Origin of the sequence: Streptomyces sp. NPDC093149 (genome assembly GCF_044754145.1) — a bacterium.
Lineage (GTDB): Bacteria > Actinomycetota > Actinomycetes > Streptomycetales > Streptomycetaceae > Streptomyces.
Genome location: NZ_JBIVON010000009.1, coordinates 138,530 through 165,077 on the forward strand (window position 1 = coordinate 138,530; position 26,548 = coordinate 165,077).

Sequence of the window (26,548 nt, forward strand, 5' to 3'; positions counted from 1 at the left end):
GCCAACAGTGTCGAAGAACCCGCGGGGGCGGTCGGCAGGAGCCGGGGCTGCGGGTCAGCCGCCGTGCCCCGGGTGGCCGTCGTGCCCGGCGCCGTGGTCGAACTTCATCGCCTCCGGCGGCATCACGACGAACGGCCGCATCATGCCCATGTCCTCGTGCTCCAGCAGATGGCAGTGGTACATGAACCGCCCGTACGCTCCGTCGAATGTGCCGAGCACCTTCACCAACTGCCCCTGGGGCACTCGGAAGACATCCTTCCAGCCCTGCTCGTTCGGCGGCGTCGGGATCTTGGTGCCGTGGTCGAACGCCACGGGGGAACGGGTTCCGCCGACCGCGGGATCGAAACCGTCCAGCGAGTACGCCTCCCGGCCCATCACCTGGAAGTCCGTCAGATGGATGTGCATCGGATGCGTCGGGCCGCCCAGGTTGAGGAACGACCACTGTTCGTACGCGCCCTCGCCGACGGTGAAGCCGAGCCCGTCGTTGAACGTCCGGGCGATCCTGCGGTACGTGCGCACCGTGCCGTCCTCGCCCCGCACCTGGATGACCCCGTCCGAGGGCACCCGCACATCGGCGCCCTCCTCGACCTCGGCCATCTCCCAGATCTCCGGGTGGCCACCGCCCCCGACCGTGCCCGGCGCCGTCAGCACGACGAGCCGGTGCCCGTGCTCCACCCGGCCGTGCTCGTACCGTCGGAAGGAACCGGACAGCACCTCGGGCAGCTCGAAACCGTCCCGCCGCCCCGTCTCCCGCACCCGGAACTCCATCACCTGCGGGAACGGCACACTCGCCGCCGGATCCGGCACGCCCGCCGCGAGCCTGCCCCGGTTGACCAGGCGGACCCGGCGGCCGGCCAGCGCCGAGAAGTCGATCAGCAGATCCATCCGCTCGGCCGGGGCGATCGTCAGCTGCGGCAGCACCTCGTCGAAGTCGACCGGCACCGGGCGCGGCAACAGTCCGCCGTCGCTGCCGATCTGCCGGATCACGCCCGGGACCGGGTTGTTCTCGTCGTCGACCAGCACCAGATCGTAGATCCGGGCATTGGACGCGTTGACGAGCCGGAAGCGGTACCACGCGTCGTCCACGTCGAGGTGCGGCCAGATGCGGCCGTTGACCGTCGTGTACGGGCCGAGGAACGGAATGGACACCGGCTTCCCGGTCTCCGGGTCGGCCGCCACGACCACCGTCGTCTTGTGCAGCAGCCGCCCGTTGAGCCGGCCGTCCTCGTCGGTGTCCAGGTTGCGGTCGGCGAGGACCAGCGGCAACTCCCGCTCGCCGGACGGCAGACCGAGCGCGTCCTCCTCGTCGTCCCTGATCAGATACGTACCGACGAGCCCCGCGTAGACATTCCACCGGGTGATGTTCATGGCGTGGTCGTGGTACCACCACTGGGCGGCCTGGTGGTCGTTCGGGTACTCCGAGAGCTGCGCGTCGCCGAAGCCGACGGCGTTGTCCGCCCAGCCGTCGTTCCCGCCACCGGTCTGCGCGCCGTGCAGATGCGTCACCGTCCAGGCGGGCAGCGCGGCCACGTCCGCGTTCGGCTCGACCCCGTCGCGACCGGGCCGGTTGTGCGGCAGCGGCTCGCCCGGCTTCACCGGGCCGACCTCCACGGCCGTGACCGGGTACTCGCTGCCCCTGGGGATGCGGTTGGTCCAGGCGATCCTGATCCGCTCCCCGCGCCGTACCTCGATGGTCGGCCCCGGCACCGTGCCGTTGTACCCCCACATCAGCGTCGGCGGCAGCTGCGCGTGCAGCCGCACCCAGGTGGGTGACAGGGCGATCTCGGTCTCGCGGAGCACGTCGCCGCTTTCCGGGCGCAGCACCGGCGGCACGGGCAACGCGTCGGTGTACGGCACGAGTCCGCCGACGGGCGCACCGAGCGCGGTCGCCCCGGGAGCCGGGCCGGGCCCGTCGGCCCGCTCGCTGATCTTCTCCGTGATCTCGGCAATCTCGGTCAAGGTGCTTCCCCCGTGATCCGTCATTCCTCTGCGGCCGGACCGACGAACCCCTGCCCCCGCAGGTTTCGGTTCCGCGGTCCCTCTGCATCGAAGGACCCCCTGAAGACCGGCGAAGTTCAGCAGTCGGCATCATTTGACCGGAACCGGTACATCCCGACGAGCGGACGGCAGTCGTTTCCCGCCAATGCGGCGCGCCGCCGTGACACCCTCGCGGGGCGTACGGTTGTTCGTGTTCGATCTTCGCGAAATGACGGAAACAGGGAGACCACGGTATGTCGCAGCAGGTGCAAGGGGTCATCGCACCGGGAAAGAACGAGCCGGTACGGGTGGAGACGATCGTGATCCCGGACCCGGGCCCCGGCGAGGCCGTGGTGAAGATCCAGGCATGCGGCGTGTGCCACACCGATCTGCACTACAAGCAGGGCGGCATCAACGACGACTTCCCGTTCCTGCTCGGCCATGAGGCCTCGGGCGTGGTGGAGTCCGTCGGCGAGGGCGTCACGGATGTCGAGCCCGGCGACTTCGTCATCCTCAACTGGCGTGCCGTGTGCGGACAGTGCCGCGCGTGTCTGCGCGGCCGCCCCTGGTACTGCTTCAACACCCACAACGCCCGGCAGAAGATGACCCTGCTCGACGGCACGGAACTCTCTCCGGCGCTCGGCATCGGCGCCTTCGCCGAGAAGACCCTGGTCGCCGCCGGTCAGTGCACCAAGGTCGACCCGGAGGTCTCCCCGGCCGTCGCCGGACTGCTCGGCTGCGGCGTGATGGCCGGCATCGGCGCCGCCATCAACACCGGGCAGGTCGGCCGCGGCGACTCGGTCGCCGTGATCGGCTGCGGCGGCGTCGGCGACGCGGCGATCGCGGGCGCGCGGCTGGCGGGCGCGGCGAAGATCATCGCCGTGGACATCGACGACCGCAAGCTGGAGACGGCGAAGGCGATGGGCGCCACGCACACCGTCAACTCCCGCTCCACCGACCCGGTCGAGGCGATCCGCTCCCTGACCGGCGGCAACGGCGCGGATGTCGTCATCGAGGCCGTCGGCCGCCCGGAGACGTACAAGCAGGCCTTCTACGCCCGCGACCTCGCCGGCACCGTCGTCCTGGTCGGTGTCCCGACCCCGGAGATGCAGGTGGAACTGCCGCTCATCGACGTCTTCGGCCGCGGCGGCTCGCTCAAGTCCTCCTGGTACGGCGACTGCCTCCCCTCGCGCGACTTCCCGATGCTCATCGACCTGCACCAGCAGGGCCGGATCGACCTGGGCGCGTTCGTCACCGAGACCATCGGACTCGGCGACGTCGAGCAGGCCTTCGACCGGATGCACGAAGGTGACGTGCTGCGCTCGGTGGTGATCCTCTGATGGCCGCCCGCATCGACCACCTCGTCACCTCCGGAACCTTCGCCCTCGACGGCGGGGAGTGGGACGTCGACAACAACGTCTGGATCGTCGGCGACGACAGCGAGGCGATCGTCATCGACGCCGCCCACGACGCCGCCGCCATCGAGTCCGCGCTGAACGGCCGTACGCTGCGCGCCATCGTCTGCACGCACGCGCACAACGACCACATCGACGCGGCCCCGGCGCTCGCCGACGCCACCGGCGCACCGATCCTGCTCCACCCCGACGACCTGCCGCTGTGGCAGCAGACCCACCCGGACCGCGCCCCGGACGGCGAACTGGCCGACGGGCAGGAGCTGGAGATCGCCGGGACGACGCTCCGGGTCCTGCACACGCCCGGTCATGCCCCGGGCGCCGTCTGTCTGTACGCCCCCGAGCTGTCCACCGTCTTCACCGGCGACACGCTCTTCCAGGGCGGGCCGGGCGCCACCGGGCGGTCGTTCTCGCACTTCCCGACCATCATCGACTCCATCCGGGACCGGCTGCTCGGCCTTCCGCCCAGGACCACGGTCCGGACCGGACACGGCGACTCCACCGCCATCGGCGTGGAGGCCCCGCATCTGGGCGAGTGGATCGCCCGCGGTCACTGAGAACGGCGGCTCACCGGTCCGGCCACGCGGAGAGCCGCAGCCCGCTCTCGAAGCGGCGCGGCTCGCCTGTGACCGGATCGGTGAATTCCAGCAACCGGGCGAGGAGCTGGAGGGGGTGCGACCAGTCGTCGGTCGCTCCCTCCGGCCGGACCACGGGGTAGACCGGGTCGTGGACGAGCGGCAGTCCCAGGCCGTTCATGTGGACCCGCAGCTGATGGGTGCGCCCGGTGGCGGGCAGCAGCCGGTAGCGGCCCAGCCCCTCCCGGTGCTCCAGCAGCTCGATCCGGCTCTCGCTGTTCGGCTCGCCCGGCTCCTCGCGGGCGGCGATGACACCGCGCTCCTTGACGACGCGGCTGCGCACGGTCCGCGGGAATTCCAGCCCGGGATCGTACGGAGCCACCGCCTCGTACTCCTTGCGCACCAGGCGGTCCCGGAACAGCGTCTGGTAGGCGCCCCGCTCCCCGGGCCGGACGACGAAGAGGACGAGACCCGCGGTCAGCCGGTCCAGCCGGTGTGCGGGCTGCAGCTCCGGCAGGTCCAGCTCACGGCGCAGCCGGGCCACAGCCGTCTCGGTGACGTGCCGGCCGCGCGGCGTCGTCGCCAGGAAGTGCGGCTTGTCGGCGACGACGAGATGTGCGTCGCGGTGGACCACACCGACCGGGAACGGTACCGGCTCCTCCGGCGCGAAGTCCCGATGGAACCAGATGTACCCGCCCGCGGCGTACGGCTCGTCGGCGGCCACCGGGCCGCGCACGGAGACGAACCGGCCCTCGGCGAACATGGCGTCCACCCGCGCCGCCCCGATCGCGCCCGCGAACCGCGCCAGCAGATGATCACGGACCGTCGCCCACCGCCCGTCCGGATCCTCGGGAAGGCGCAGCCGGACCGGATCGATCCCGTCCCGCTGCGGCAGCGGCGCCGACGGGGGCTTCGCGCGCCCCCTCATCGGAGTGCGCCTGCCGGTACGGCGGTGAACATGGTGCGGTGGGCCCCTCTTGTCGTCTCCCGGGTGTGCGCACAGTATCGCCCGTTCCGCCCGCCCGGCGGGGCCCTGCCCCCGGGCTCAGGCGCTCGGTGACGTCACCTTCTCCGGGCCGCACCCGATGCGCTCGGCCTCGGCGGCGACATAGCCGGGCAGCAGCCGACGGGCGAGGTCGATGTCCTTGTCCGTCGGCCGGCCCAGCTGCTCCACCATGAAGATCACGGGCCCGGTCTGACAGCTCGCCCGGTAGACGGCCCGCGATCCGTCGAGCCGGCCGAACCCCTTGGAGCCCTTGAGCGGCAGACCGGCCTTGTGCGTCTCCCCGGAGAAGATCTCGGTCAGCGCCGGGTCCGTCACCGTGGTCATCCGCACGATGGGTTCGTAGCCCCCACTCGCCTCGCAGACCCGGGCGGGCCCGCCGTCGTCGGTGACGCGAGTCCGGCTCAGAGCCTTGCGGTACGCTGCGGGGACGGTGAGGCCCTTGACGCCGCAGAAGGCATCGGTCTCCGTTTCCTGCCGGTCCGCGAGGGCGGGCAGGGCGCGAGGTGTCCGGTAGGTGCCGGAGCAGCCGAATTCGCGGATGACCCCATTCGTCGCCTCCAACACCGCACGGGTCAGGGCGGCGCGGTCCCTCCGGTCGTACTCCGACCCGTCGTCCGATCCGGCCGGTCCCATGCCGATGTCCACCACGGTGGGACCGGTGAACCCGTGCCGGCCCGTGCAGGTCTGCGGCAGCGCCAGCCAGGCGCGCGAGGCCGAGGTCATCCCGGGCAGCCCGTCGCCGAGCGACACCATGCCCGCCGCGAGGAACTCCTGCGGCCACTCGTGTGCGTCGGTGCCCCGGAGGCCGTCCAGCTCGTGCACCCGCAGGGTCACCTGACGGCGGGGATCGCCGTCCTTGTAGCTGGTGATGCGGCACTGCCCGAACGACGGCCCCTGCCCGCGCGGACTGGCCTTCAGGGACTCCTCCTCGACCTCGGTCCGGCGGTCGCCGAAGAGGTCCGACATCGTCGTGTCGCCGAGCGAGTCCCAGCAGGGCGCGGGACCGAGCAGCGGGAGCGTGTCCGTCCGCCAGGCCACCGCACCGGCGCCGAGGAGCGCGCCGACCAGACCGGCGGCGGTGACGGCGAGGGCGGTGCGGCTGCGGAACAGGCGGCGCGGTGCGGGCGGGCGCCCGGGAGCGGGCGACTGCTCGGGGGACGGGCCGGGCCGGGGCTCCTGCGCCTGTTCCCCCTGCTCTTCCCGTTCTCCCTCAAGCTCTTCCCGTTCTCCCTCCAGGGGAGCCGAAGGCCGTTCCCCTTCCCGAGGAACCGGGGTCTGCCCGTCGTCCACTGCCGATGCCCTGCTCTCCGCGGTCTCTTCGCCGTTCACGCGACCTCACCGGCCTCGCAGCCGATGCGCCTGCTCACGGACTCGGTGAAGTTCATGAACACCTGCCGCTCGTGTTCGCGCGCACCCTTCAGCCCCGACCGGACGTTTCCGTAGAACACCGTCTGCCGCCCATGGCACTCGGCGCGCACGAGCCCCTTGTCGGCTCCTTCGGGAAGCCCCTTGAACAGCGCGACCATGCGAGGCTCGCCCGCCATCACGAACTGCGCCGCCGGCTCGTCCGGTTCCCTCGGCGTGCGCCACACCACCGAACAGGTCTGAAGGCGCTCGGCGACCACCCCGACCTGCTCCCGGTACCGGGAGCCCTGGCCGAAATCGAGAGTCAGCCCGGGTATCCGGCACAGCGGGTTCCCGGCGGTCTCGTCGTCCTCGGCGACGGTCACGATGGGCGATGTCGCGCTCAGGGGCTTGTCCGGTGCGCAACCGGCCGCCCGCATACCGGTGTTGGCGGCATCCAGCAGCATCCGGGTGACGTCGGACCGGCTGCCGATCGTGAACGGCATGTTCACTCTGCCCAGATGGCCGTCACCGGCGCTCTCGCTGTGGATCGTCACCGTGGACGGCCTGCCGTCCACGTCGCAGCCGGCGGGCAGTACCAGCATGGCACGGTCACCGGCGACCAACCCGTCGAGCCCGTCGGGCAGTCGGGAGGCCGAGCCGTCGAAGTACCGGGCCGTCCAGGCGCGATGCTCCGCGACCCCGGTGGGAACGGGACCGTACTCGAGCGTCACCTGTTCCTTGAACCTGAGCGGCTCGTCCGAGTCGTCGTCGGGGACCGTGGAGGTCACCGCGACGGTGCAGCGGGCGTGGTGACGTCCGGCCGAGGGCGGCGCGGACTCGGTGGCGCGGCGCTCGGAGCCGGACTTGGCGACACCGCCGTCACCGAGGAAGGCCGCCCCGCTGTTCTGCTTCCACGCGCCCCAGCAGTAGCTGTCCCGGAAAGGCCAACTGTCCGTCGCCCAGAGCCCGATGCCGGAGACGAGCACCGCTCCGGCGACCGCCCCGGCGAGGAGCGTGCCGCGCCGCCTGCGACTGCCGCCCATCACTTCCCCCTTGCGAAGTACGAAGATCGCGCAAAACCTTGATGCTACGTCGTCCGGCTTCCGGGGCGGCTCCGGGCCTCGACCGCCCGGTTCGGCCGGGCACTCGGCGCGATCCGCCCGGCATCCGACCCGGTGTACCGGGCCCGCGGCGCCGGTCCGAGCGAACCGGGACCCATGCCCTCGTACCTCCCGTAACGGGGTGGGGCGGGTATATGTGTACGGCCCATGGGGCACGGTGCGGTGAACCGATTCAACAAGGACGGCCCGGCCGGGCCCGTGAACAGCCGGAGAGATGCAACGCAGAAGTGCCGATCAGGATCTCTCCTGATCGGCACTTGCTCTGTGTCCGAGGGGGGACTTGAACCCCCACGCCCGATAAAGGGCACTAGCACCTCAAGCTAGCGCGTCTGCCATTCCGCCACCCGGACAAGGTGTCTGTCTCGCGGGCCCGGCCCGTTCCGACGTGGAAAACAATAGCAAACATTCGGGGGTGCTCGATCACGCCAGGGGGAGTGTGAAGGGCGCATGACGGGGGGTGGGGGGCCTTGGGCGCGCGGGCCGGGCGCGGGAGGATGAGGGGGAGCACCTCAGCGACAGTGGAAGGAACCAGTGTGAGCGAGACCAACGCGGCCCGGACCGTCTCGGGCGAGGACGAGGTCGTGGACCTCTGTCGTGAGCTGATCCGGATCGACACCAGCAACTACGGGGACCACTCGGGGCCGGGGGAGCGGGTCGCCGCCGAGTACGTCGCGGAGAAGCTCGCCGAGGTCGGGCTGGAGCCGCAGATCTTCGAGTCCCACAAGGGCCGGGCCTCCACCGTGGCGCGGATCGAGGGCGAGGACCCGTCCAAGCCCGCCCTGCTGATCCACGGCCACACCGACGTGGTTCCGGCCAATGCCCATGACTGGACGCACCACCCGTTCTCCGGCGAGGTCGCGGACGGCTGTGTGTGGGGCCGCGGCGCGGTCGACATGAAGGACATGGACGCGATGACCCTCGCGGTCGTCCGTGACCGGATGCGCAGCGGGCGCAAGCCTCCGCGCGACATCGTGCTGGCCTTCCTCGCGGACGAGGAGGCCGGCGGCACGTACGGCGCGCGGTACCTCGTGGACAAGCACCCGGGCCTCTTCGAGGGCGTCACCGAGGCGATCGGCGAGGTCGGCGGTTTCTCCTTCACGGTGAACGAGAAGCTGCGGCTCTACCTCGTCGAGACGGCCGAGAAGGGCATGCACTGGATGCGGCTCACCGTGGACGGCACCGCCGGTCACGGCTCGATGACCAATGACGACAACGCGATCACCGAGCTCTGCGAGGCGGTCGGACGGCTCGGGCGCCACAAGTGGCCGGTCCGGGTGACCAAGACCGTACGGTCCTTCCTCGACGAGCTGTCCGACGCGCTCGGCACCCCGCTCGACCCGGAGGACATGGATGCCACGCTCGCCAAGCTGGGCGGCATCGCCAAGATGATCGGCGCCACGCTCCGCAACTCCGCGGCTCCCACCATGCTCGGCTCCGGCTACAAGGTGAACGTGATCCCCGGACAGGCCACCGCCCATGTGGACGGCCGTTTCCTGCCCGGATTCGAGGACGAGTTCCTGGCCGACCTGGACCGGATCCTCGGCCCGCGGGTGAAGCGCGAGGACGTGCACGGGGACAAGGCGCTGGAGACCAGCTTCGACGGCTCGCTCGTCGATGCGATGCAGATCGCCCTCAAGGCCGAGGACCCGATCGCCCGTGCGGTCCCCTACATGCTCTCCGGTGGCACCGACGCCAAGTCCTTCGACGACCTCGGTATCCGCTGCTTCGGATTCGCTCCGCTGAAGCTGCCGCCGGAGCTCGACTTCGCGGGCATGTTCCACGGTGTGGACGAGCGTGTCCCGGTGGACGGTCTGCAGTTCGGTGTGCGGGTGCTCGACCGTTTCATCGACAACTGCTGACTCCCGCCGCCCGGCTCCGGCGCCCGGCCGGTCCTGCGGTGATTCTCCGGCGATTTTTCGCGCCAACAATCGTCTGCGTGTGCGCATTTGACCGGAACGAGTGAAAGGAACCATACGCTCGTAGCCCAATTACCTCTTCCTCGTTACAAGTGATGCGGTCCGCGGCTGGGACCGCATTGTCAACTAGGAGGAATAATGATCAAGAAGGTCGTCGCTGCTGCGGCTGTCACTGGTGGTCTGGTGCTCGCGGGTGCGGGCATGGCCGTCGCGGACTCCGGTGCCCAGGGCGCCGCTGTCGGCAGCCCCGGCGTGCTCTCGGGCAACGTCGTCCAGGCCCCGATTCACGTGCCGGTGAACGTGTGTGGCAACACGATCTCCGTGATCGGGCTGCTGAACCCCACCTTCGGCAACACCTGCATCAACGCCTGACGTTGTGCGTCAACCCGTAAGGGTTTGAATCCGGTCGGCCCCGAAGTGCACACCATGCGCTCCGGGGCCGCTGGGTACCCCGCCCCCGCACGGTCGAGTCCGGGGGTACTCCGGAAGGCAGAAGGCAGGGAACAACCTATGCGACAGGTCACGCGTAAAGGCCTGATCACCGTGGCGGCCGCGGGCGGCGTGCTCGCGCTGAGCGGCGGATACGCGCACGCCGACGCGGGAGCGTCCGGCGGCGCATCGAATTCCCCGGGGGTGATTTCAGGGAATTCGGTCCAGATCCCGGTGCACGTACCGGTCAATGTCTGCGGCAACTCCGTGAGCGTCGTGGGACTGCTCAACCCGGCGGCGGGAAACGCCTGTGGAAACGGTTCGGGCAGCACCGCGCAGGGCCGGCACGCCTCGGGCAACCAGGTGTCCGGGGACCGGACCCAGGCCCACAGGGCGGGGACCGGCAAGCACCGGGCCGTCACGAGCGACGCCGGGAGCGGGGCGACGGCCGAGGGGGTCGCGCAGGGCTCGCCCGGTCTGCTCTCGGGCAACAACATCGCGGTGCCCATCGACATCCCCGTGAACGCCTGCGGGAACAGCGTCACCATCGGCGGGCTGCTCAACCCCGTCACCGGCAACGCGTGCGAGAACGGCACGGATGTCGTCACACCGCCGGTCGGCACTCCGGTCACGCCGGTCACCCCGCACAAGCCGCCGGCACCGGGACCGCGAACCGTGCCGAACACGCCCGAGGTGCAGAGCGTCGCGCAGCTCGCACACACCGGAGCAGGCGGGCTCGACCTGCTGATCCCGGCCGGTGCGGGCCTGCTGCTGGCGGGTGCGGGCACGGTCCTCTACCGCCGCGCCCGGATGTCCGCGTAACGGACCGGACCGGCGACGAGAGCACGGCGAAGGGAGCGGGTCCCGCGACTGCGGGGCCCGCTCCGTCTCACCAGGTGGCCCGGAGCTGGCGGATGATCCGTCGGCGCAGCCGCACCCTGCGGCTGCCGTCGCGGCGCAGCGTCAGTCGGTCCAACTCCCAGTGCCCGTACTCGGCGTGGTCGGTCAGCAGGCGTGCCGTCTCCTTGCGGGACACCCCGCGTGGCACGTACACATCGACAAATTCGTATTCCGGCATCGCATCTATTGTGCGGGCAGAGCCCGTGTACGGATAGCGTCTGCACTATGTCTGATGCTGCGCAGCCCACCGCTGCCGAGGTACGCGCCGCCGCCGAAGCGATCAAAGCCGCGCTCGACCGTCACCTCGATGCGGTCGAACGCCGGACCGGGAACGACGATCCCGCCGTCTACGAGGCGTTCAACGCACTGGCCGCCGCTGCCGAGTTCTACGACGAACTGCTCTACGACCGCTACGACGAGGTCACTCCCTTCGAGATCCCGGGTGCGGAGGACTCCCTGCCGCCGTACGCCGGCCCCGAGGAGCCGAACGCGCTCAGCGTGCTGATCCGGCGCGACTACGCGGTGGCGGAGCCGCCGCGCCTGCTCGCGCAGGCCCAGCGGATCGCCGACCTCGACTCGGACGACCGTGCGCACGGAAGCGCCGCGGTCGTCGGCTCCAGCGTCCACGCGGCGCTCGGGGTGCTCTTCGGTGAGTACGAACCGGACGAGATCGCTTCCCGGCACACGGAATTCGGTCTGGAGGAGGGCGACTCCACGCTCTGGGTCACGGCCGCGGAGGAGCTTCCCGAGGCCGGGGAGTGGCTCGGCGCACCGTTCGACGAAGCCGATCCCCAGCTGGTGGTCTGCCGCTTCGACGTCAGCGCCGTCTTCGACGAGGACGAGTCGGACGAGAAGCCGACGGGCCTGGTGGTGGACGGCTCCTGAGCCGCACTGCCGGACGGGCCCCGGGGCCCGTCCGGCAGTGCGGGACGGGCTCCGGCCCGGTCTCATCGGGCCGGAGCCTCCAGCAGGGTGCGCAGTCGTGTCGTGCGGTCCTGGGCCGGTGACTGGGCGACCGCGCGCTGGAGCGCCTGATCCACCCCGTGCACGACGGACAGATGCCGCTCCGCACGGCTGAAGGCGGTGTACACCCAGGGGCGGCTGAGACCCTGCGCGGCGTCGCCCGGCAGCACCACGACCACCGCGGGCCAGCGCATCGCGGCCGCCTGGTGGGCGCTGAGGGCCCAGCCGTGGCGCACGGACGCCTCCACCCGGCCCTGGGGCACGACGGTCTTCGTGCCCGCGCAGTCCAGGTGCAGGCCCTCGGCGTCGGCCGAGACGACCACCCCGGGCACGGTCCTGCCCGGCGTCGGGACGTGGACGACGCGGTCGCCGGGGTCGAAGCCGCCGAACCGCCCCGGACCGGGGTTGAGCCGCTGCTTCAGCGCCGCGTTCAACGCCCGGGTGCCCGCCGAGCCGCCATGGCCGACGGTGATCACCTGGGTGTCGGCCGACGGCACGCCGATGGCGCGCGGTACCGAGTCGGCGACCAGCTGCACGGTGCGGTGAACCGCCTCGCCCGCGTCGCGCACGGGGACGATCACCACCTCCTTGCCCGGCGCCTCGACCTGGTTCAGCTCACCGATGCCGATACCGGAGACCAGCTCGCCGATCGGCCCCGGATCCGGCGTACGGGACACGATCTGCGGGCAGGCGCGGGCCGCCAGCACGTCCGCGAAGACCCGTCCCGCACCGGCCGAGCCCAGTACGCCCGGGTCGCCGCTGAGGACCAGCCGGGTGCCGTCGGCCAGCGACTCCACGAGGACGGCGGCGGTCTCGACGTCCAGCTGCGGGGCGTCCAGCACGACGAGCAGATCGACGGCGATCGCACCCTCCTCGTCCCGGCCGGGGCCCTCCGTGCCGCAGAGCAGTCCGGCGAGGGTGACGGCCGCCGACGGATCGCCGGCCGCCTCGGCCAGCCGATGCCTGCCGTCGACGCTGTGCACGGCGCCCAGGGCGCGCAGTCCGAGGCCGCGTGCCGCGGCGAGCAGCGCGGCGGGCTCGGCCCTGGCGGCCTCGCCGCCGGTGTGTGCCACCAGGCCGTGGGCGGCGACCGCACGGATCAGCTCGGCCGCCGACGGGGAGGCCGCGGCCGAGGCCGCCTGTGTCCAGTCGGCGTCCTTCTCGCAGGCGTTGACGAGCCGGGCCAGACCGTCGGCGAGGCTCTCCTCCGCGAGCGCGTACCGATCGAGACCGAGCAGCACCTGTACCGGCTCCCGCACGCCTTCCTCGGCGTCCTCGCCGGGGCCCTCGGACGCTTCGGAATCCCTGACGTCCTCGTCGTCCTCGTCGTCCTGGAACACCAGGACGACGCCCTCGGCGACCGCGTGCCGGACGGCCGCCGCGGGGTCGGTCACCGAGCGCTCGGCGAGGGCGGCGCGAACCGCCGTCGCGTCGAGCGCCGTGTGGCCCTGGAGCGCGGCCCGCTCCAGCAGCCAGCCGACCAGGGCGGCGGTCCGCCGCTCGTCGTCCGGTCCGCACGCGGAGCCCAGCAGGGCGCGGGCGAACCCGTCGGCCTGCTCGGGCCTGACCCCCGGCACGGTCAGAAGCCGCCAGGGATCCTCGCGCAGTGCGTCGCCCGCCTGCTCACCGAGCGCCTCGGCCGCGGGGCCCGCCAGCGCTCCGGGAGCCCCGCCCCCGGCCAGCACGGCGGCTGTGGCGGCCACGGCCTCCGGCGAGGCGCCCTGCGGAGCCGGGGCCCGCTCGGGAATGCGGGGGCGGGCCGGCGCGGGTGCGGGAGCGGCCCGGCGGGGAGCGGTGGGCGCGGGCGAGTCGAAGAACGCGGCAGCGGGCTTCTCGCCGCTCTCCACGGCACGCACGGCCGCGAGCAGATCGGCCGCCCGGCCACTCAGCTTCGCACCGGCGGCGATGGGGCCGCCCTTCTCGGCCTTGCGCTTCTCGATCCTCTCCCGGAGCTCCCGCTGGGCGGCCAGCTCGGCCTCGGCCTCGGAGAGCGGCGCGGGGGCGTCGGCAGCCCCTTCCGCGGCGCCGTCGGCCGCGGTTGTCCGGTCGGTGTCGGAAGTGCCGTCGGTGTCGGTGGCCGCCGCGTCGGACTCGGCGTCCGCGCCCCCCGCCTCGTTCGCCCCGGAGCCGGAGCCGGAGCCGGAGCCGGAATCAGAGCCGGAATCGGTGCCGGCGCCGCCGTCCGTCTCCTCGGCGGCACCGACGTCGGCCGTCGGCGACCCCTCGCCCGCCTCGTGACCCTCGTCCTGCGCGGACGGTGCGGGCGCGGCGGTGGAAGGGGCCGCGACATCGGCGTCGTCGGCGGCCGGGGAGCCGGGGGTTTCCCCCCGGGGAAGCGCAGTCACAGCGTGCTCCAGTCCTGGTCGGGATAGCGGTGCACGGGCGCCGACACATCGTCGAGCGCCTGGCAGATCTCGTCAGGAAGACTAAGCGCCTCCACTGACAATGCCTCCGTGAGCTGCTGGGCGTTGCGGGCGCCGACGATCGGGGCCACCACTCCGGGCCGGTCCCGAACCCAGGCGAGAGCCACCTGGAGCGGCGTCGTGGCCAGACCGTCGGCGGCGGTCGCGACCGCGTCCACGATGCGGCTCGCCGGGTCGTCGAGATAGGGCTCGACGAACGGAGCCAGCAGTTCCGAGGCGCCGCGCGAGTCCGCCGGAGTGCCCGTCCGGTACTTGCCGGTCAGGACCCCTCTGCCCAGCGGGGAGGAGGGCAGCAGCCCCACCCCCAGATCGAGCGCGGCCGGCAGGACCTCGCGTTCCACGCCCCGCTGCAACAACGAGTACTCCATCTGCGTGCTCGCCAGCCGGGTGCGCACCCCGGGCGAGGCGAGCTGCCACGTGGCCGCCTTGGCGAGCTGCCAGCCGCAGAAGTTCGACACGCCCGCGTACCGGGCGCGCCCGGTGGACACCGCCATGTCGACCGCCTGAAGGGTCTCCTCCAGCGGGGTCACCGGATCGAAGGCGTGGATCTGCCACAGGTCCACGTAATCCGTGCCGAGCCGTTCCAGGGAGGCGTCCAGGGCGGCCAGCAGATGCCCGCGCGAGCCGTTGAACCGCCGGTACGGGTCGGCCACGCTGCCCGCTTTCGTGGCGATGACCAGATCGTGCCGTGGCACCAGGCCCTCGGTGAGCCGACCGAGCAGATATTCGGCCTCACCGCCGCCGTACACATCGGCCGTGTCGACCAGTGTGCCGCCCGCCTCCCAGAAGGCCTTCAGCTGTTCGGCGGCGTCGTGCTCGTCGGTGTCCCGGCCCCATGTGAGGGTGCCGAGCCCGATCCGGGACACTCGAAGGCCGGTGCGGCCGAGATGCCTCTGCTCCATGGGCGCTGAGATTACTGGCCAGAACCCCACTCGGCGGAAGCCTGTGGACAACCCGGCACCAAGTCGCCACTGCCGGATCACCTCGCCGCGCGCTAGAGTCCGGAGCTCAGGGACGTTACTGATCAGTAAGGGGAGCGGTTATGCGGCTCGGCATCAATCTCGGTTACTGGGGCGCGGGGATGGACGGCGACAACCTCGCCGTCGCCCAGGAGGCGGACCGCCTCGGATACGACGTCTGCTGGGCGGCCGAGGCGTACGGATCCGACGCACCGACCGTGCTCTCCTGGGTCGCCGCCCAGACCGAATCCATCGACGTCGGCTCCGCGATCATGCAGATCCCGGCCCGCCAGCCCGCCATGACGGCGATGACCGCCGCCACCCTCGACTCGCTCTCCGGCGGCCGGTTCCGGCTCGGCCTCGGCGTGTCGGGACCGCAGGTCTCCGAGGGCTGGTACGGAGTCAAGTTCGACAAGCCGCTGGCCCGCACCCGGGAGTACGTCGAGATCGTCCGCAAGGCGATGTCCCGCGAGCGGCTCTCGTACGAGGGACAGCACTGGACGCTCCCGCTGCCGGACGGTCCGGGCAAGCCCATCAAGCTCACCGTCCACCCCCAGCGCGAGCACATCCCGCTCTACATCGCCGCGATCGGCCCGAAGAACCTGGAACAGACCGGCGAGATCGCCGACGGCGCGCTGCTGATCTTCCCCTCCGCGGAGCACCTCGAGGACACCGCCGTGAAGTACCTGCGGGCGGGCCGGGAGAAGGCCGGCCGGACCCTGGAGGGCTTCGACGTCTGCCCGACGCTGCCGCTCGCCGTCGGTGACGACGTCAACGGTCTCGCGGACATGTTCCGCCCGTACACCGCGCTGTACGTGGGCGGCATGGGAAGCCGCAAGCAGAACTTCTACAACCAGCTTGCGCAGCGCATGGGGTACGAGAAGGAAGCCGCCGAGATCCAGGACAAGTACCTGTCCGGCGACAAGAGCGGCGCCGCCGCCGCCGTGCCGCACCGGCTGATCGACCAGACCACGCTGCTCGGTCCGGTCGAGCGGATCGCCGAGCGCATGCAGGCGTATGCCGCGGCGGGTGTCACGACGCTCACCCTGGCCCCGGCCGGCTTCACGCTCGACGAGCGGATCGCGGCGCTGCGGGCCGGTACGGAGGCGCTGGAGCGTTCCGGTCTCGCGTAGCGCCGACACCCGGCCCGGGGCTGCGGACGGCGCCACGGCCGTGGTGGGGGCTCGGGGGTCCTCCCCGCCACGGCCGTTACGCGGAACAACGCGTTCGGGCGCCCGGGGTTACGCCGAACGGTGCGCGGGGCCGAGGGCGTCGCCGTACGCGGCGGGCCGGAGCGGCCCCGTCCGGCGTAGCCGGGGGGCGTTCCTGTTGCCTGGCCGGGCGCGCCGCATTTGACTGGCGATGGTGTGACGCCGGTACGGAGGTGGCAGCGATGCTCTCGGCAAGGAACCTGTTCCAGGAGATTCTCGACGAAGACGAGTCGTTCCGGCTGTTCTGTTCCATCGCGGCCAGCGGGGAGTCCCAGGGCGGCTGGGAGAACGGCCGGATCGCGGAGCTCGTGCCCGAGAGCCAGCGGGCCCTCGCACCCAAGATCGCGCGGCACGGCGCCGACGAGGACAAGCACGGCCGGATCTTCCACGCGCTGCTGAGGAAGCGCGGACTGCAGCCCGTCGAGGTTCCGTACGAGACCGACTACACGATGCTGCTGGAGAAGCACGGCATCGGCCTCGCGCACGAGCAGCTGGGGCGCCGGGAACCGCTCTCCGAGCGCGACATCATCACCTACCTCGCGCACAGCCGGGTCACCGAACAGCGCGCCTCCGAGCAGATGGCGCTGTTGCGCAAGTACTTCGCCGACCACCCCGACGTCGGCCGGGCGGTGAGGATGATCTCGAACGACGAGGACAACCACCTGGCGTACTGCCACGAGGAGTTGCTCCGCTTCGCCCGCTTCGGGCACGGCCGTACGATCCAGCGCATCCTTCGCGAGTGCGCGCTCGCGGAGATCCGGGTGTACCGCGACGTCAGCCTCGCCGTGATGGACCACATGGGCCGCATCCTGCACTGGTCACGGGCCAGGGCGGCGGTGCTGGCCGCCGGGATCCACGGGGTCTACGCGTACGAGCGGCTCGTGGGATGGCGGCGCATGGTGAGTCTGGAGCCGCCCGAGCGGCGCGACGCGCTGGGCGGCCCCGCGGCACAGGCCCACGAGTTCGCCTGATCCGTCGTACCGGGCCGCCCCGAGCCGCGTCGTACGGTGTCCCGCCGGGCGGCCCGCGGGGGCGTGGCCGGGGCGCCGCGCCCGGCCCCCGTCAGAGCCAGCCGCGGCGCTTGAACTGCCGGTACAGGCCGAGGACCACCAGGAGCATCAGCAGGACCACCGCCGGATAGGCCCACACCCATCGGAGCTCCGGCATGTGGTCGAAGTTCATGCCGTAGATGCCCGCCACCATCGTCGGTACGGCGGCCATCGCCGCCCACGCCGAGATCTTGCGCATGTCGTCGTTCTGCCGCACGCCCACCTGGGCCAGGTGCGCCGAGAGGATGTCCGAGAGCAGCCGGTCCAGCCCTTCCACGTACTCGTTGGCGCGCGTCAGATGGTCGCTCACGTCACGGAAGAACGGCTGCGAGTGCTCGTGGACGAACGGCACCTCGGCGCTCGCCAGCCGGGCCATCGGGGCACTCAGCGGCCCGGCGGCCCGGCGGAACTCCATGATCTGCCGCTTGAAGGTGTAGATGCGGGACGCGGTGTTCTTGGTGTCCACGGTGCCGGTGGGCGCGAACACCTCGGTCTCCAGTTCCTCCAGGTCGACCTGGAGCTCGCCGGCCACTTCGATGTAGTGGTCGACGACGGCGTCACTGATCGCGTACAGCACCGCGGTCGGCCCGTGCTTGAGCACCTCCGGCTCCGACTCCAGACGGCGGCGCACCGCGGCGAGCGGCGCGCCCTCCCCGTGGCGGACCGTCACGACGAACGAATCGCCGATGAAGGCCATCAGCTCGTCGGCGGTGACCGTGTCGCTCAGGTGCTCGTACACCACCGGTTTGATGACCGCGAAGAGCGAGTCGTCGTACACCTCCAGCTTGGGCCGCTGGTGCGCGCTCAGGGCGTCCTCCACGGCCAGCGGATGGAGTCCGAACTCGCTGCTGACGCGTTCGACCTCCTTCTCCGTCGGCTCGTACAGGCCGATCCACAAGAACGCGTCACCGGTCGCCCGCGCCTCCGCGAGAGCTTCGGAGAGGTCGGCGGGGCCTTCGGTACGACGCCCGTCCCGGTAGATCGCACAGTCCACAATCACGGCGCGCATTCTTCCCTGCTCCGGTCCCCGGCGCACCTCACCGGCCCCGGCGGCCTACGCTGGCCCGTATGCCCACCCTGATCCTCGTACGTCATGGACGCTCCACCGCCAACACGGCCGGGGTGCTCGCGGGCCGCACACCGGGTGTCGCGCTCGACGAGCGCGGAGCCGCACAGGCCGCGGCGCTCCCCGGGCGGCTGGCCGAGCTGCCCCTCGCCGCCGCCGTCAGCAGCCCCCTGCAGCGCTGCCAAGAGACCCTGAAGCCGCTCCTGGACGCCCGGCCGGAGCTGGTGCTGCACACCGAGGAGCGGATCAGCGAGTGCGACTACGGCACATGGTCGGGACGCAAGCTGGCGGAGCTGACCGACGAACCGCTGATGAGCGTCGTGCAGCAGCACCCGTCGGCCGCGGTGTTCCCCGGCGGCGAGTCCATGCGCGCCATGCAGACGCGTGCCGTGGACGCCGTGCGGGACTGGAACGCGCGGATCGAGTCCGAGTACGGTGACGACGCCGTCTATGTGATGTGCTCGCACGGCGACATCATCAAGGCCCTCGTCGCCGACGCGCTCGGCATGCATCTCGACCTCTTCCAGCGGATCCACGCCGACCCCTGCTCGGTCACCGCGATCCGCTACACCAGGCTGCGGCCCTTCCTGCTGCGGCTCGGCGACACGGGGGATCTCGCCCCGCTGGCGCCGCGTGAGAGCACCGCCGGGACGGAGCCGGGACGGCGTCCGGCGGCGGAGAGCGATGCGGACGCGGCGGTCGGGGGCGGCGCTGGGGCGCCGTGATCGCTTCGCGCAGTAGGGTGGACGCGCCGTAGGCGCCTTCCCCGGGGGAATTCCCCGGACCCCGGCCGCCCCTCATCTGCCGTCAATTTTCAAGGGAGACAGGACGTGTCCCGTCAGGTGTTCCTCTACGACCCCCCGGACCGCTTCGTGGCCGGTACGGTCGGGTTGCCTGGACGTCGTACGTTCTTCCTGCAGGCCTCCTCAGGCGGACGCGTCACCAGCGTGGCCCTGGAGAAGACTCAGGTCGCCGCGCTCGCCGAGCGCATCGACGAACTGCTCGACGAGGTGGTGCGGCGGACCGGCGGAAACTCTCCGGTGCCTGCCGTGGCACCCATGGATGTCACCGACACCGCCCCTCTCGACGTGCCGGTCGAGGAGGAGTTCCGGGTCGGCACGATGGCGCTCGCCTGGGACGGCGAGGAACAGCGCATGATCGTGGAGGCGCAGGCGCTGGTCGAGCTGGACGTGGACTCCGACGAGGATCTCGCGGAGGCCGAGGAGCGGCTGCTGCAGGACGAGGAGAACGGTCCGCCGATGCTCCGGGTCCGCCTCAGCGGTGCCCAGGCCCGTGCCTTCGCCAAGCGCGCCCTGGACGTCGTGAACGCCGGGCGTCCGCCGTGCCCGCTGTGCAGCCTGCCGCTCGACCCGGAAGGACACGTATGCCCGCGCCAGAACGGGTACCGTCGCGGAGCCTGACCGACACCGAGCCGGCCACCGTGCTCACGGTGCTCGCCGAGGGGCGGCTCACCGTGCGCGGCCAGGTCCGCGGGGCGTCCAACGCGGTGCTCTACTGCACCGTCGCCCACGAGGGCGAGGAAGTGACCTGCGTCTACAAGCCCGTGGCGGGCGAACAGCCCCTGTGGGACTTCCCGGACGGCACGCTCGCCCAGCGCGAGGTGGCCGCGTACGAGATCTCCGAGGCGACCGGCTGGGGGCTCATACCGCCCACCGTGCTGCGGGACGGGCCGTACGGCCGGGGGATGTGCCAGCTGTGGATCGAAGCGGCTCCGCGGGACGAGGGGCCGGACGAGGCCGGGGAGCCCCCGCTCCTCGCGCTCGTCGAGGACGAGGAGCCGGGGGAGGGCTGGAAGGCCGTCGCCCTCGCCGAGACCGGGGAGGGGAGGACGGCCCTGCTGGTGCACGCGGACGATCCGCGGCTGCGGCGGCTGGCGGTCCTCGACGCCGTCATCAACAACGGTGACCGCAAGGGCGGCCATCTGCTGCCCGCGCCCGACGGCCGGCTCTACGGCATCGACCACGGCGTGACCTTCAACACCGACGACAAGCTGCGCACGCTGCTGTGGGGGTGGGCGGGGGAGCCGTTGACGGCCGAGGCCGTCGCCGTCGTGGAGCGGCTGGGCGCGGAGCTGGCGCCGGGGACCGCGCTCGTCACCCGGCTGGGCGAGCTGATCACCGCCGTCGAGATCGAGGCGTTGCGGGGGCGGGTGGAGGGGTTGAGGGCGTCGGGGAGACATCCGGAGCCGAGCGGTGAATGGCCGGCGATCCCCTGGCCGCCGGTGTGAGGACAGCGGGCCGGTCGAGGGTCGGGCAGAGCGGCGGTACGGGGCGGAGCGGCCGTACCCGAAACAGATGAAGCCACGAAGCGCAAGACCGCCTCTTCGGCCAGGTTCCGGTATCCGGTTCGTATCCGGAACATGCATCCGGTTACGCTCGTGGCATGCATGCCTGGCCCGCTTCTGAGGTCCCCGCCCTGCCTGGCAAGGGCCGCGACCTTCGGATCCACGACACCGCGACCGGCGGACGGATCACCCTTGACCCCGGTCCCGTCGCCCGCATCTACGTCTGCGGCATCACGCCGTACGACGCGACCCACATGGGTCATGCGGCGACCTACAACGCGTTCGACCTCGTTCAGCGCGTGTGGCTCGACACCAAGCGGCAGGTTCACTACGTCCAGAACGTGACGGACGTGGACGACCCCCTGCTGGAGCGGGCCGTGCGCGACGGTGAGGACTGGACCGAGCTCGCGGAGCGCGAGACGGCCCTGTTCCGCGAGGACATGACCGCCCTGCGCATGCTCCCGCCGAAGCACTACATCGGTGCCGTGGAGGCGATACCGGGCATCGTCCCGCTCGTCGAACGGCTCCGGGACGCCGGCGCCGCCTACGAACTCGACGGGGACGTGTACTTCTCCGTCGAGACCGACCCGCACTTCGGCGGGGTCTCCAACCTCGACGCCGAGGCGATGCGGCTGCTCTCCGCCGAGCGCGGTGGCGATCCGGAGCGCCCCGGCAAGAAGAACCCGCTCGACCCGATGCTCTGGATGGCCGCCCGTGAGGGCGAGCCGAGCTGGGACGGGGCCTCGCTCGGCCCCGGCCGGCCCGGCTGGCACATCGAGTGCGTCGCCATCGCCCTGGACCACCTCGGCATGGGCTTCGACGTCCAGGGAGGCGGGTCCGACCTGGCCTTCCCGCACCACGAGATGGGCGCCTCCCACGCCCAGGTGCTGACCGGCGAGTACCCGTTCGCCCAGGCGTACGTGCACGCCGGAATGGTCGCCCTGGACGGCGAGAAGATGTCCAAGTCCAGGGGCAACCTGGTCTTCGTCTCGAAGCTGCGCCGCTCCGGCGTGGACCCGGCGGCGATCCGCCTCGCCCTGCTGTCGCACCACTACCGGTCCGACTGGGAGTGGACCGACCAGGTGCTCGCCGATGCCGTCGAGCGGCTCGGGCGGTGGCGTTCCGCCGTCTCCCGGCCCGACGGACTGCCCGCCGAAGCCCTCGTCGAGGAGGTCCGCGAGGCCCTCGCCGACGACCTGGACGCACCGGCCGCCCTGGCCGCCGTGGACCGCTGGGCCGAGCGTCAGATCGCCCAGGGCGGTACGGACGAGGGCGCACCCGGCCTCGTCTCGCGCACCGTCGACGCGTTGCTGGGCGTCGCACTGTAGTGCCGCGCGCGGTGACGTTCCGCTGACCTTCATCCGCCGAGCCGGCCCTGGACTTCTTGACGAAGTTCAGGGCCGGTTCCGTTTTGTCCATGGTCAAGTGCTCGATGTTGCGCTAAAAGCGCTCTATGCAATCATCAACGAGCATCAGAACGGCGGCAGTTGCAGCCTTGCTGGGGCTGCTCGCCGTCTTCGCGGGGCCCGGCGCCGCCGAGGCCGGCGCCGCCGAACCGGACACCACCACGGTCGGCGACCTCACCGGATTCTTTGCCGACGGTCCCGTCTACCGCCTGACGGCCGGCACCGCCGAGGCCCGGGTCAGCTTCGTCTCCGACGAGACCTTCCGGATCGAACTCGCCCCGGACGGTGCGTTCTCCGACCCCACCGGCGACGACATCGTCCTGCCGCAGGGCACCCCGCCGCGCACCCGGTGGAAGGAGCGGGGCGACCGCTACGAACTCTCCACCGGCAGCGTCACCCTGCGCGCCTACAAGTCACCCCTGCGCTTCGCGCTGTACCGCGCGGACGGCACCCGGGTCTGGTCCGAGGCCAAGGGGCTGAGCTGGAACGGGAAGCAGACCACCCAGACCCTGGCCCGCGGCGCCGACGAGCAGTTCTACGGTGCCGGGATGCAGAACGGACGCGGCAACACCTCGCACCGCGACAAGACCGTCGAGGTCGGAGTCGACTACAACTGGGACGACGGCGGCCACCCCAACTCGGTGCCGTTCTACCTCTCCTCGGCGGGGTACGGCGTCTTCCGCAACACCTACGCGCCGAACACCTACGCCTTCACCGACCCGGTGACCACCACGGCGAAGGAGAAGCGTTTCGACGCCTACTACTTCGCGGGCGACGGCGCCAAGGACGTCATCGGCCAGTACACGAAGCTCACCGGCAAGCCCTTCCTGCCGCCCGTGTACGGCATGGAGATCGGCGACGCGGACTGCTACCTCCACAACGCCAACCGCGGTGAGCGCCGCACCCTGGACTCCCTGAAGGTCGCCGACGGCTACGTCGAGCACGACATGCCGAACGGCTGGATGCTCGTCAACGACGGCTACGGCTGCGGCCACGAGAACCTCGCCGAGACCGCCAAGGGCCTCCAGGACCGCGGCATGCAGCTCGGCCTGTGGACCGAGGACGGCATCGACAAGATCGCCGACCAGGTCAAGGCGGGCCAGCGGGTCGCCAAACTGGACGTCGCCTGGGTCGGCTCGGGCTACAAGTTCGCGCTCGACGGCTGCAAGGACGCCTACCGGGGCATCGAGGACAACAGCGACGCCCGCGGCTTCACCTACGCCCCGGAGAGCTGGTCGGGCGCGCAGCGCTGCGGTGTCCAGTGGTCCGGCGACCAGTACGGCACCTGGGACTACATCCGCTGGCAGATCCCGACCTACGCGGGCGCCACGATGTCCGGTCTCGCCTACACCACCGGCGACGTCGACGGCATCTTCGGCGGCAGCGCCAAGACGTACACCCGTGATCTCCAGTGGAAGATGTTCCTCGGCACCACGATGACCATGGACGGCTGGGCGGCCAGCGACAAGCAGCCCTTCCGGTACGGGGAGCCGTACACCTCCATCAACCGCGACTACCTCAAGCTCAAGGAGTCGCTGCTGCCCTACCAGTACTCCTACGCGCACGAGGCGACGAAGACCGGCGTCGGCATGGTCCGGCCCCTGGCCCTCGAATACCCGGACGACCCGAAGGCGGCGACGGACGCGGCGAAGTACGAGTTCATGTCCGGCGAGGACTTCCTCGTGGCGCCGGTCTACCAGGACAGCACCGAGCGCAACGGCATCTACCTGCCGAAGGGCACCTGGACCGACTACTGGAGCGGCCGCACCTACGAGGGGCCGACCACCCTCGACCACTACAGCGCTCCGCTCGACACCCTGCCGCTGTTCGTCAAGGGCGGTGCCAGTGTGCCGATGTGGCCGGGCATCCGCTCGTACCAGGACCGCACCGCCGACTCGCCGCTCGCCTGGGACATCTACCCGCAGGGCACGTCGTCCTTCACGCTGTACGAGGACGACGGCGTGACCCGGCAGCACCGCGACGGCAAGTACGCCACGCAGACCGCCGAGGTGAAGGCGCCGCTCCGGGGCGCGGGCGACGTCACCGTGCGGATCGGCGCGAGCGAGGGGCAGTTCACCGGCAAGCAGCGCACCCGTCCGTACGAGTTCAGCGTGCACACCGGCTCCGCGCCGAGCGCGGTCCAGCTCGACGGCAAGCTGCCCCGGCTGGCTTCGGCGGCCGCGTACAAGGCGGCGAAGCAGGGCTGGTGGTACGACCAGGACGACCGCGGCGGTGTCGTGAAGATCAAGACCCTGCCGCTCCCCACCGACAAGAAGTTCTCCGTGAAGCTGCGCGGGACGAGCGCGGTCGGCGGGCGGAACGCGGCGACCACGGCCGTCGTCTCCGCGCCGGCCGGGCAGGAGATCGGTGCCGGGGCCGAGGGCACCGTCGCCGTCGATGTCACCGCGGGCGACGCCGATGTGACGGACGCGGCGGTCACCCTGGACGTCCCCGAGGGCTGGCAGGTCGCGCGGCCCGCGACCGTGGACCGGATCCCGGCGGGCACCACCCGGCGGGTCGAGGTGTCGGTCACCCCGGCGAAGGACGCCGCGGCGGGGGAGGCGCGGCTCACCGCGCTCGCCCGGTACCGGGCGGCCGGTGAATCCCGCACCGCCGTCCAGCGGTTCGCGGCCGGAGTGATGCCACCGCCGCCCACCGGTGAGGTGTGGGCGAGCGACATGGTGTGGCTGAAGTCCGTCAACGGCTACGGCCCCGCCGAGCGGGACCGCAGCAACGGCGAGTCGGGCGCGGCCGACGGGCACCGGCTGACCCTCGCGGGCAAGACGTACGAGAAGGGCATCGGCACCCATGCCGACTCCGACATCGAGGTCTACCTCGGTGGGCGCTGCACCGTCTTCACCGCGGATGTCGGGATCGACGACGAGATCAATGGCTACGGCGAAGTTGCGTTCTCCGTCGAGGCGGACGGCAAGGTCCTGTGGACCTCGCCGAAGGTGACGGGGGCGTCGGCGACCGTACCGGTCGAGGTGAAGCTCGACGGTGCGCGCCATGTGCACCTGAAGGTCACGGACACCAATGGGTCCAAGACCGGTGACCACGGGGACTGGGCCGCGGCGCGGTTCACCTGTTCCTGAACGACCCGCACCGCACAGGAGCGCCGGGCGTGTGTCCGCCCGGCGCTCCGCCGGTTCCGTCAGTCCTCCGAAGGGTCCTCCGACGAATCCTGCGGGCCCTCGCCGTCGCCGTCTTCGTGCTCCTTGTCGGCCGCCCGCCGTCGGCCGGGCCCGCTCGTGGGCGGCGTCCCGGGACCGGGGGCGCCGTCGGCATCGGGCCGGACCGGCTTCGGCGGACGGGTGCGACCGCTGGAGGTGTCGCGCAGATACGAGGCGTCCCCGCTCTCCGTCGCGTGACCGCCGGGCGGCTGTCCCGGTCCGACGTCCCTGCGGCGCAGATAGCGCTCGAACTCCCGGGCGATGGCCTCGCCGCTCGCCTCGGGAAGCTCCGCGGTGTCCCGGGCCTCCTCCAGCGTCTGCACGTATTCCGCCACTTCGCTGTCCTCGGCGGCCAGTTGGTCGACACCGAGCTGCCAGGCGCGGGCGTCCTCCGGCAGTTCGCCCAGCGGGATACGCAGACCGACGAGGTCCTCCAGGCGGTTCAGCAGCGCGAGCGTCGCCTTCGGGTTGGGCGGCTGCGACACATAGTGCGGCACCGCCGCCCACAGGCTCACCGCGGGCACGCCCGCGTGCGTACAGGCCTCCTGGAGGATGCCGACGATGCCCGTCGGGCCCTCGTACCGGGTCTCCTCCAGGTCCATGGTCCGGGCCAGATCCGGGTCGGAGGTCACCCCGCTGACCGGTACCGGTCGGGTGTGCGGGGTGTCGCCCAGCAGCGCGCCCAGGATCACCACCATCTCCACGCCCAGTTCATGGGCGAAGCCCAGGAGCTCGTTGCAGAACGAGCGCCAGCGCATGGACGGCTCGATACCGCGGACCAGGACGAGATCGCGGGGCGTCTCCCCGCCGATACGGACCACGGAGAGGCGGGTGGTCGGCCAGGTGATCTTGCGTACCCCGCCGTCCAGCCAGACCGTCGGCCGGTTGACCTGGAAGTCGTAGTAGTCCTCGGCGTCCAGTGCCGCGAAGACCTCGCCCTTCCACTCCCGGTCCAGGTGCGCGACCGCCGTGGATGCGGCGTCACCCGCGTCGTTCCATCCCTCGAACGCGGCCACCATGACCGGGTCGATCAGCTCGGGAACCCCCTCGAGCTCGATCACCCAGGCCTCCTTCCGAAGTTCCCTTGCTTACGAACCAACCTTACGGCTTCCGGCCACTCCCGCCGCAGCCCCTGCGCACAGCCGGGTGAACCTGCTCCACGAGGGTGCATCACCGGTCGAATCAGGGCATGGCCTCTGGATACATCCGAGCTGTGTTCGGTCAATTTCGTACCGGCCCTGGACGTTGGGGCCTGCATGACGCTATACATCGGATGACCAGAACAGAGGTCCGATGTTATTCCCCTGGGG

The 26,548-nt window shown here is 71.4% G+C and carries 22 protein-coding genes and 1 tRNA gene; 13 read left to right on the forward strand and 10 right to left on the reverse strand.

Features of this window, described 5'->3' with window-relative positions; translation table 11 throughout:
• Window positions 1-54: 54 nt before the first annotated feature.
• A complete protein-coding gene (phsA, locus tag ACIQCZ_RS26045) occupies window positions 55-1,983 on the reverse strand; it encodes an O-aminophenol oxidase PhsA (RefSeq protein WP_402285264.1) in 1,929 nt (642 codons plus the stop codon).
• Window positions 1,984-2,231: 248 nt separating this feature from the next.
• Between phsA and ACIQCZ_RS26050 the strand changes: the two genes are divergently transcribed.
• The gene (locus ACIQCZ_RS26050) at window positions 2,232-3,317 is read left to right on the forward strand and encodes an S-(hydroxymethyl)mycothiol dehydrogenase (protein WP_402285265.1); all 1,086 of its coding nucleotides are present in this window, start codon (window positions 2,232-2,234) and stop codon (window positions 3,315-3,317) included.
• The gene (locus ACIQCZ_RS26055) at window positions 3,317-3,946 is read left to right on the forward strand and encodes an MBL fold metallo-hydrolase (protein WP_402285267.1); all 630 of its coding nucleotides are present in this window, start codon (window positions 3,317-3,319) and stop codon (window positions 3,944-3,946) included. The genes ACIQCZ_RS26050 and ACIQCZ_RS26055 overlap by 1 nt, the downstream gene beginning before the upstream one ends.
• A 10-nt stretch (window positions 3,947-3,956) precedes the next feature.
• On the opposite strand, the gene ACIQCZ_RS26060 is transcribed toward ACIQCZ_RS26055, so the two are convergent.
• The 4 genes from ACIQCZ_RS26060 to ACIQCZ_RS26075 all read right to left on the reverse strand — a co-directional run bounded on the left by ACIQCZ_RS26060 (window position 3,957) and on the right by ACIQCZ_RS26075 (window position 7,788).
• On the reverse strand, window positions 3,957-4,892 hold the full coding sequence (locus ACIQCZ_RS26060; protein WP_402285268.1) for a pseudouridine synthase: 936 nt from the start codon (window positions 4,890-4,892) through the stop codon (window positions 3,957-3,959).
• Window positions 4,893-5,009: 117 nt separating this feature from the next.
• Complete coding sequence (locus ACIQCZ_RS26065) at window positions 5,010-6,299, reverse strand: hypothetical protein (protein ID WP_402285270.1); 1,290 nt, start codon at window positions 6,297-6,299, stop codon at window positions 5,010-5,012.
• A complete protein-coding gene (locus tag ACIQCZ_RS26070) occupies window positions 6,296-7,360 on the reverse strand; it encodes a hypothetical protein (protein ID WP_402285271.1) in 1,065 nt (354 codons plus the stop codon). Before ACIQCZ_RS26070 ends, ACIQCZ_RS26065 begins: the two co-directional genes overlap by 4 nt.
• Window positions 7,361-7,703: 343 nt before the next feature.
• Window positions 7,704-7,788: transfer RNA gene (locus ACIQCZ_RS26075), tRNA-Leu, on the reverse strand.
• Between the two features lie 183 nt (window positions 7,789-7,971).
• On the opposite strand from ACIQCZ_RS26075, the gene ACIQCZ_RS26080 reads away from it, so the two are divergent.
• The 3 genes from ACIQCZ_RS26080 (at window position 7,972) to ACIQCZ_RS26090 (ending at window position 10,605) form a co-directional block, all read left to right on the forward strand.
• A complete protein-coding gene (locus tag ACIQCZ_RS26080) occupies window positions 7,972-9,297 on the forward strand; it encodes a M20/M25/M40 family metallo-hydrolase (RefSeq protein ID WP_351084217.1) in 1,326 nt (441 codons plus the stop codon).
• Between the two features lie 195 nt (window positions 9,298-9,492).
• A complete protein-coding gene (gene chpH, locus ACIQCZ_RS26085) occupies window positions 9,493-9,726 on the forward strand; it encodes a chaplin ChpH (RefSeq protein ID WP_402285273.1) in 234 nt (77 codons plus the stop codon).
• 138 nt (window positions 9,727-9,864) lie between these two features.
• Window positions 9,865-10,605 carry a chaplin gene (locus ACIQCZ_RS26090; protein ID WP_402285275.1) on the forward strand — a complete coding sequence of 247 codons (741 nt, stop codon included), beginning with the start codon at window positions 9,865-9,867 and terminating at the stop codon, window positions 10,603-10,605.
• Window positions 10,606-10,672: 67 nt separating this feature from the next.
• Here ACIQCZ_RS26090 and ACIQCZ_RS26095 read toward each other — a convergent pair whose 3' ends face one another.
• Window positions 10,673-10,861, reverse strand: coding sequence for a DUF5703 family protein (locus tag ACIQCZ_RS26095; RefSeq protein ID WP_030918345.1), 189 nt, complete (start codon window positions 10,859-10,861; stop codon window positions 10,673-10,675).
• Window positions 10,862-10,908: 47 nt separating this feature from the next.
• On the opposite strand from ACIQCZ_RS26095, the gene ACIQCZ_RS26100 reads away from it, so the two are divergent.
• Window positions 10,909-11,568, forward strand: coding sequence for a hypothetical protein (locus ACIQCZ_RS26100; RefSeq protein WP_402285277.1), 660 nt, complete (start codon window positions 10,909-10,911; stop codon window positions 11,566-11,568).
• A gap of 62 nt (window positions 11,569-11,630) precedes the next feature.
• Here ACIQCZ_RS26100 and ACIQCZ_RS26105 read toward each other — a convergent pair whose 3' ends face one another.
• Both ACIQCZ_RS26105 and ACIQCZ_RS26110 read right to left on the reverse strand, forming a co-directional pair.
• The gene (locus ACIQCZ_RS26105; protein WP_402285279.1) at window positions 11,631-13,991 is read right to left on the reverse strand and encodes a helix-hairpin-helix domain-containing protein; all 2,361 of its coding nucleotides are present in this window, start codon (window positions 13,989-13,991) and stop codon (window positions 11,631-11,633) included.
• The gene (locus tag ACIQCZ_RS26110) at window positions 13,988-14,971 is read right to left on the reverse strand and encodes an aldo/keto reductase (RefSeq protein WP_402285281.1); all 984 of its coding nucleotides are present in this window, start codon (window positions 14,969-14,971) and stop codon (window positions 13,988-13,990) included. Before ACIQCZ_RS26110 ends, ACIQCZ_RS26105 begins: the two co-directional genes overlap by 4 nt.
• 140 nt (window positions 14,972-15,111) lie before the next feature.
• Here ACIQCZ_RS26110 and ACIQCZ_RS26115 point away from each other — a divergent pair, with 140 nt between their 5' ends.
• Both ACIQCZ_RS26115 and ACIQCZ_RS26120 read left to right on the forward strand, forming a co-directional pair.
• Window positions 15,112-16,161, forward strand: coding sequence for an LLM class F420-dependent oxidoreductase (locus ACIQCZ_RS26115; protein WP_402285283.1), 1,050 nt, complete (start codon window positions 15,112-15,114; stop codon window positions 16,159-16,161).
• 260 nt (window positions 16,162-16,421) lie between these two features.
• Window positions 16,422-17,210, forward strand: a complete 789-nt coding sequence (locus ACIQCZ_RS26120; RefSeq protein ID WP_402285284.1) for a ferritin-like domain-containing protein — start codon at window positions 16,422-16,424, stop codon at window positions 17,208-17,210.
• A 91-nt stretch (window positions 17,211-17,301) separates the two neighbouring features.
• Here the strand turns inward: ACIQCZ_RS26120 and corA are convergent, their stop codons facing one another.
• Window positions 17,302-18,297 (reverse strand): magnesium/cobalt transporter CorA, encoded by a 996-nt coding sequence (gene corA, locus ACIQCZ_RS26125; RefSeq protein ID WP_402285286.1) that lies wholly within the window; start codon window positions 18,295-18,297, stop codon window positions 17,302-17,304.
• A 59-nt stretch (window positions 18,298-18,356) separates the two neighbouring features.
• Between corA and ACIQCZ_RS26130 the strand changes: the two genes are divergently transcribed.
• The 5 genes from ACIQCZ_RS26130 (at window position 18,357) to ACIQCZ_RS26150 (ending at window position 25,160) form a co-directional block, all read left to right on the forward strand.
• Entirely contained in the window at window positions 18,357-19,079 is a 723-nt protein-coding gene (locus ACIQCZ_RS26130) for a histidine phosphatase family protein (RefSeq protein WP_402285288.1), read from the forward strand.
• Window positions 19,080-19,184: 105 nt separating this feature from the next.
• A complete protein-coding gene (locus ACIQCZ_RS26135) occupies window positions 19,185-19,775 on the forward strand; it encodes a DUF3090 domain-containing protein (RefSeq protein ID WP_072484378.1) in 591 nt (196 codons plus the stop codon).
• Window positions 19,739-20,602: an SCO1664 family protein gene (locus ACIQCZ_RS26140; protein ID WP_402285289.1), complete on the forward strand. Its 864-nt coding sequence runs from the start codon at window positions 19,739-19,741 to the stop codon at window positions 20,600-20,602. The genes ACIQCZ_RS26135 and ACIQCZ_RS26140 overlap by 37 nt, the downstream gene beginning before the upstream one ends.
• A 155-nt stretch (window positions 20,603-20,757) precedes the next feature.
• Complete coding sequence (mshC, locus tag ACIQCZ_RS26145) at window positions 20,758-21,987, forward strand: cysteine--1-D-myo-inosityl 2-amino-2-deoxy-alpha-D-glucopyranoside ligase (RefSeq protein ID WP_402285290.1); 1,230 nt, start codon at window positions 20,758-20,760, stop codon at window positions 21,985-21,987.
• Between the two features lie 125 nt (window positions 21,988-22,112).
• Complete coding sequence (locus tag ACIQCZ_RS26150; protein WP_402285292.1) at window positions 22,113-25,160, forward strand: NPCBM/NEW2 domain-containing protein; 3,048 nt, start codon at window positions 22,113-22,115, stop codon at window positions 25,158-25,160.
• 59 nt (window positions 25,161-25,219) lie between these two features.
• Here ACIQCZ_RS26150 and ACIQCZ_RS26155 read toward each other — a convergent pair whose 3' ends face one another.
• Window positions 25,220-26,299, reverse strand: a complete 1,080-nt coding sequence (locus ACIQCZ_RS26155; RefSeq protein ID WP_402285294.1) for a PAC2 family protein — start codon at window positions 26,297-26,299, stop codon at window positions 25,220-25,222.
• Between the last annotated feature and the right edge of the window lie 249 nt (window positions 26,300-26,548).

Bases quoted from the DNA above. Each gene is read 5' to 3' on its own strand.
- phsA (WP_402285264.1), bottom strand. From the start codon at position 1,983: ATGACGGATCACGGGGGAAGCACCTTGACCGAGATTGCCGAGATCACG.
- ACIQCZ_RS26050 (WP_402285265.1), top strand. From the start codon at position 2,232: ATGTCGCAGCAGGTGCAAGGGGTCATCGCACCGGGAAAGAACGAGCCG.
- ACIQCZ_RS26055 (WP_402285267.1), top strand. From the start codon at position 3,317: ATGGCCGCCCGCATCGACCACCTCGTCACCTCCGGAACCTTCGCCCTC.
- ACIQCZ_RS26060 (WP_402285268.1), bottom strand. From the start codon at position 4,892: ATGAGGGGGCGCGCGAAGCCCCCGTCGGCGCCGCTGCCGCAGCGGGAC.
- ACIQCZ_RS26070 (WP_402285271.1), bottom strand. From the start codon at position 7,360: ATGGGCGGCAGTCGCAGGCGGCGCGGCACGCTCCTCGCCGGGGCGGTC.
- chpH (WP_402285273.1), top strand. From the start codon at position 9,493: ATGATCAAGAAGGTCGTCGCTGCTGCGGCTGTCACTGGTGGTCTGGTG.
- ACIQCZ_RS26090 (WP_402285275.1), top strand. From the start codon at position 9,865: ATGCGACAGGTCACGCGTAAAGGCCTGATCACCGTGGCGGCCGCGGGC.
- ACIQCZ_RS26095 (WP_030918345.1), bottom strand. From the start codon at position 10,861: ATGCCGGAATACGAATTTGTCGATGTGTACGTGCCACGCGGGGTGTCC.
- ACIQCZ_RS26100 (WP_402285277.1), top strand. From the start codon at position 10,909: ATGTCTGATGCTGCGCAGCCCACCGCTGCCGAGGTACGCGCCGCCGCC.
- ACIQCZ_RS26110 (WP_402285281.1), bottom strand. From the start codon at position 14,971: ATGGAGCAGAGGCATCTCGGCCGCACCGGCCTTCGAGTGTCCCGGATC.
- ACIQCZ_RS26115 (WP_402285283.1), top strand. From the start codon at position 15,112: ATGCGGCTCGGCATCAATCTCGGTTACTGGGGCGCGGGGATGGACGGC.
- ACIQCZ_RS26120 (WP_402285284.1), top strand. From the start codon at position 16,422: ATGCTCTCGGCAAGGAACCTGTTCCAGGAGATTCTCGACGAAGACGAG.
- corA (WP_402285286.1), bottom strand. From the start codon at position 18,297: ATGCGCGCCGTGATTGTGGACTGTGCGATCTACCGGGACGGGCGTCGT.
- ACIQCZ_RS26130 (WP_402285288.1), top strand. From the start codon at position 18,357: ATGCCCACCCTGATCCTCGTACGTCATGGACGCTCCACCGCCAACACG.
- ACIQCZ_RS26140 (WP_402285289.1), top strand. From the start codon at position 19,739: ATGCCCGCGCCAGAACGGGTACCGTCGCGGAGCCTGACCGACACCGAG.
- mshC (WP_402285290.1), top strand. From the start codon at position 20,758: ATGCATGCCTGGCCCGCTTCTGAGGTCCCCGCCCTGCCTGGCAAGGGC.
- ACIQCZ_RS26150 (WP_402285292.1), top strand. From the start codon at position 22,113: ATGCAATCATCAACGAGCATCAGAACGGCGGCAGTTGCAGCCTTGCTG.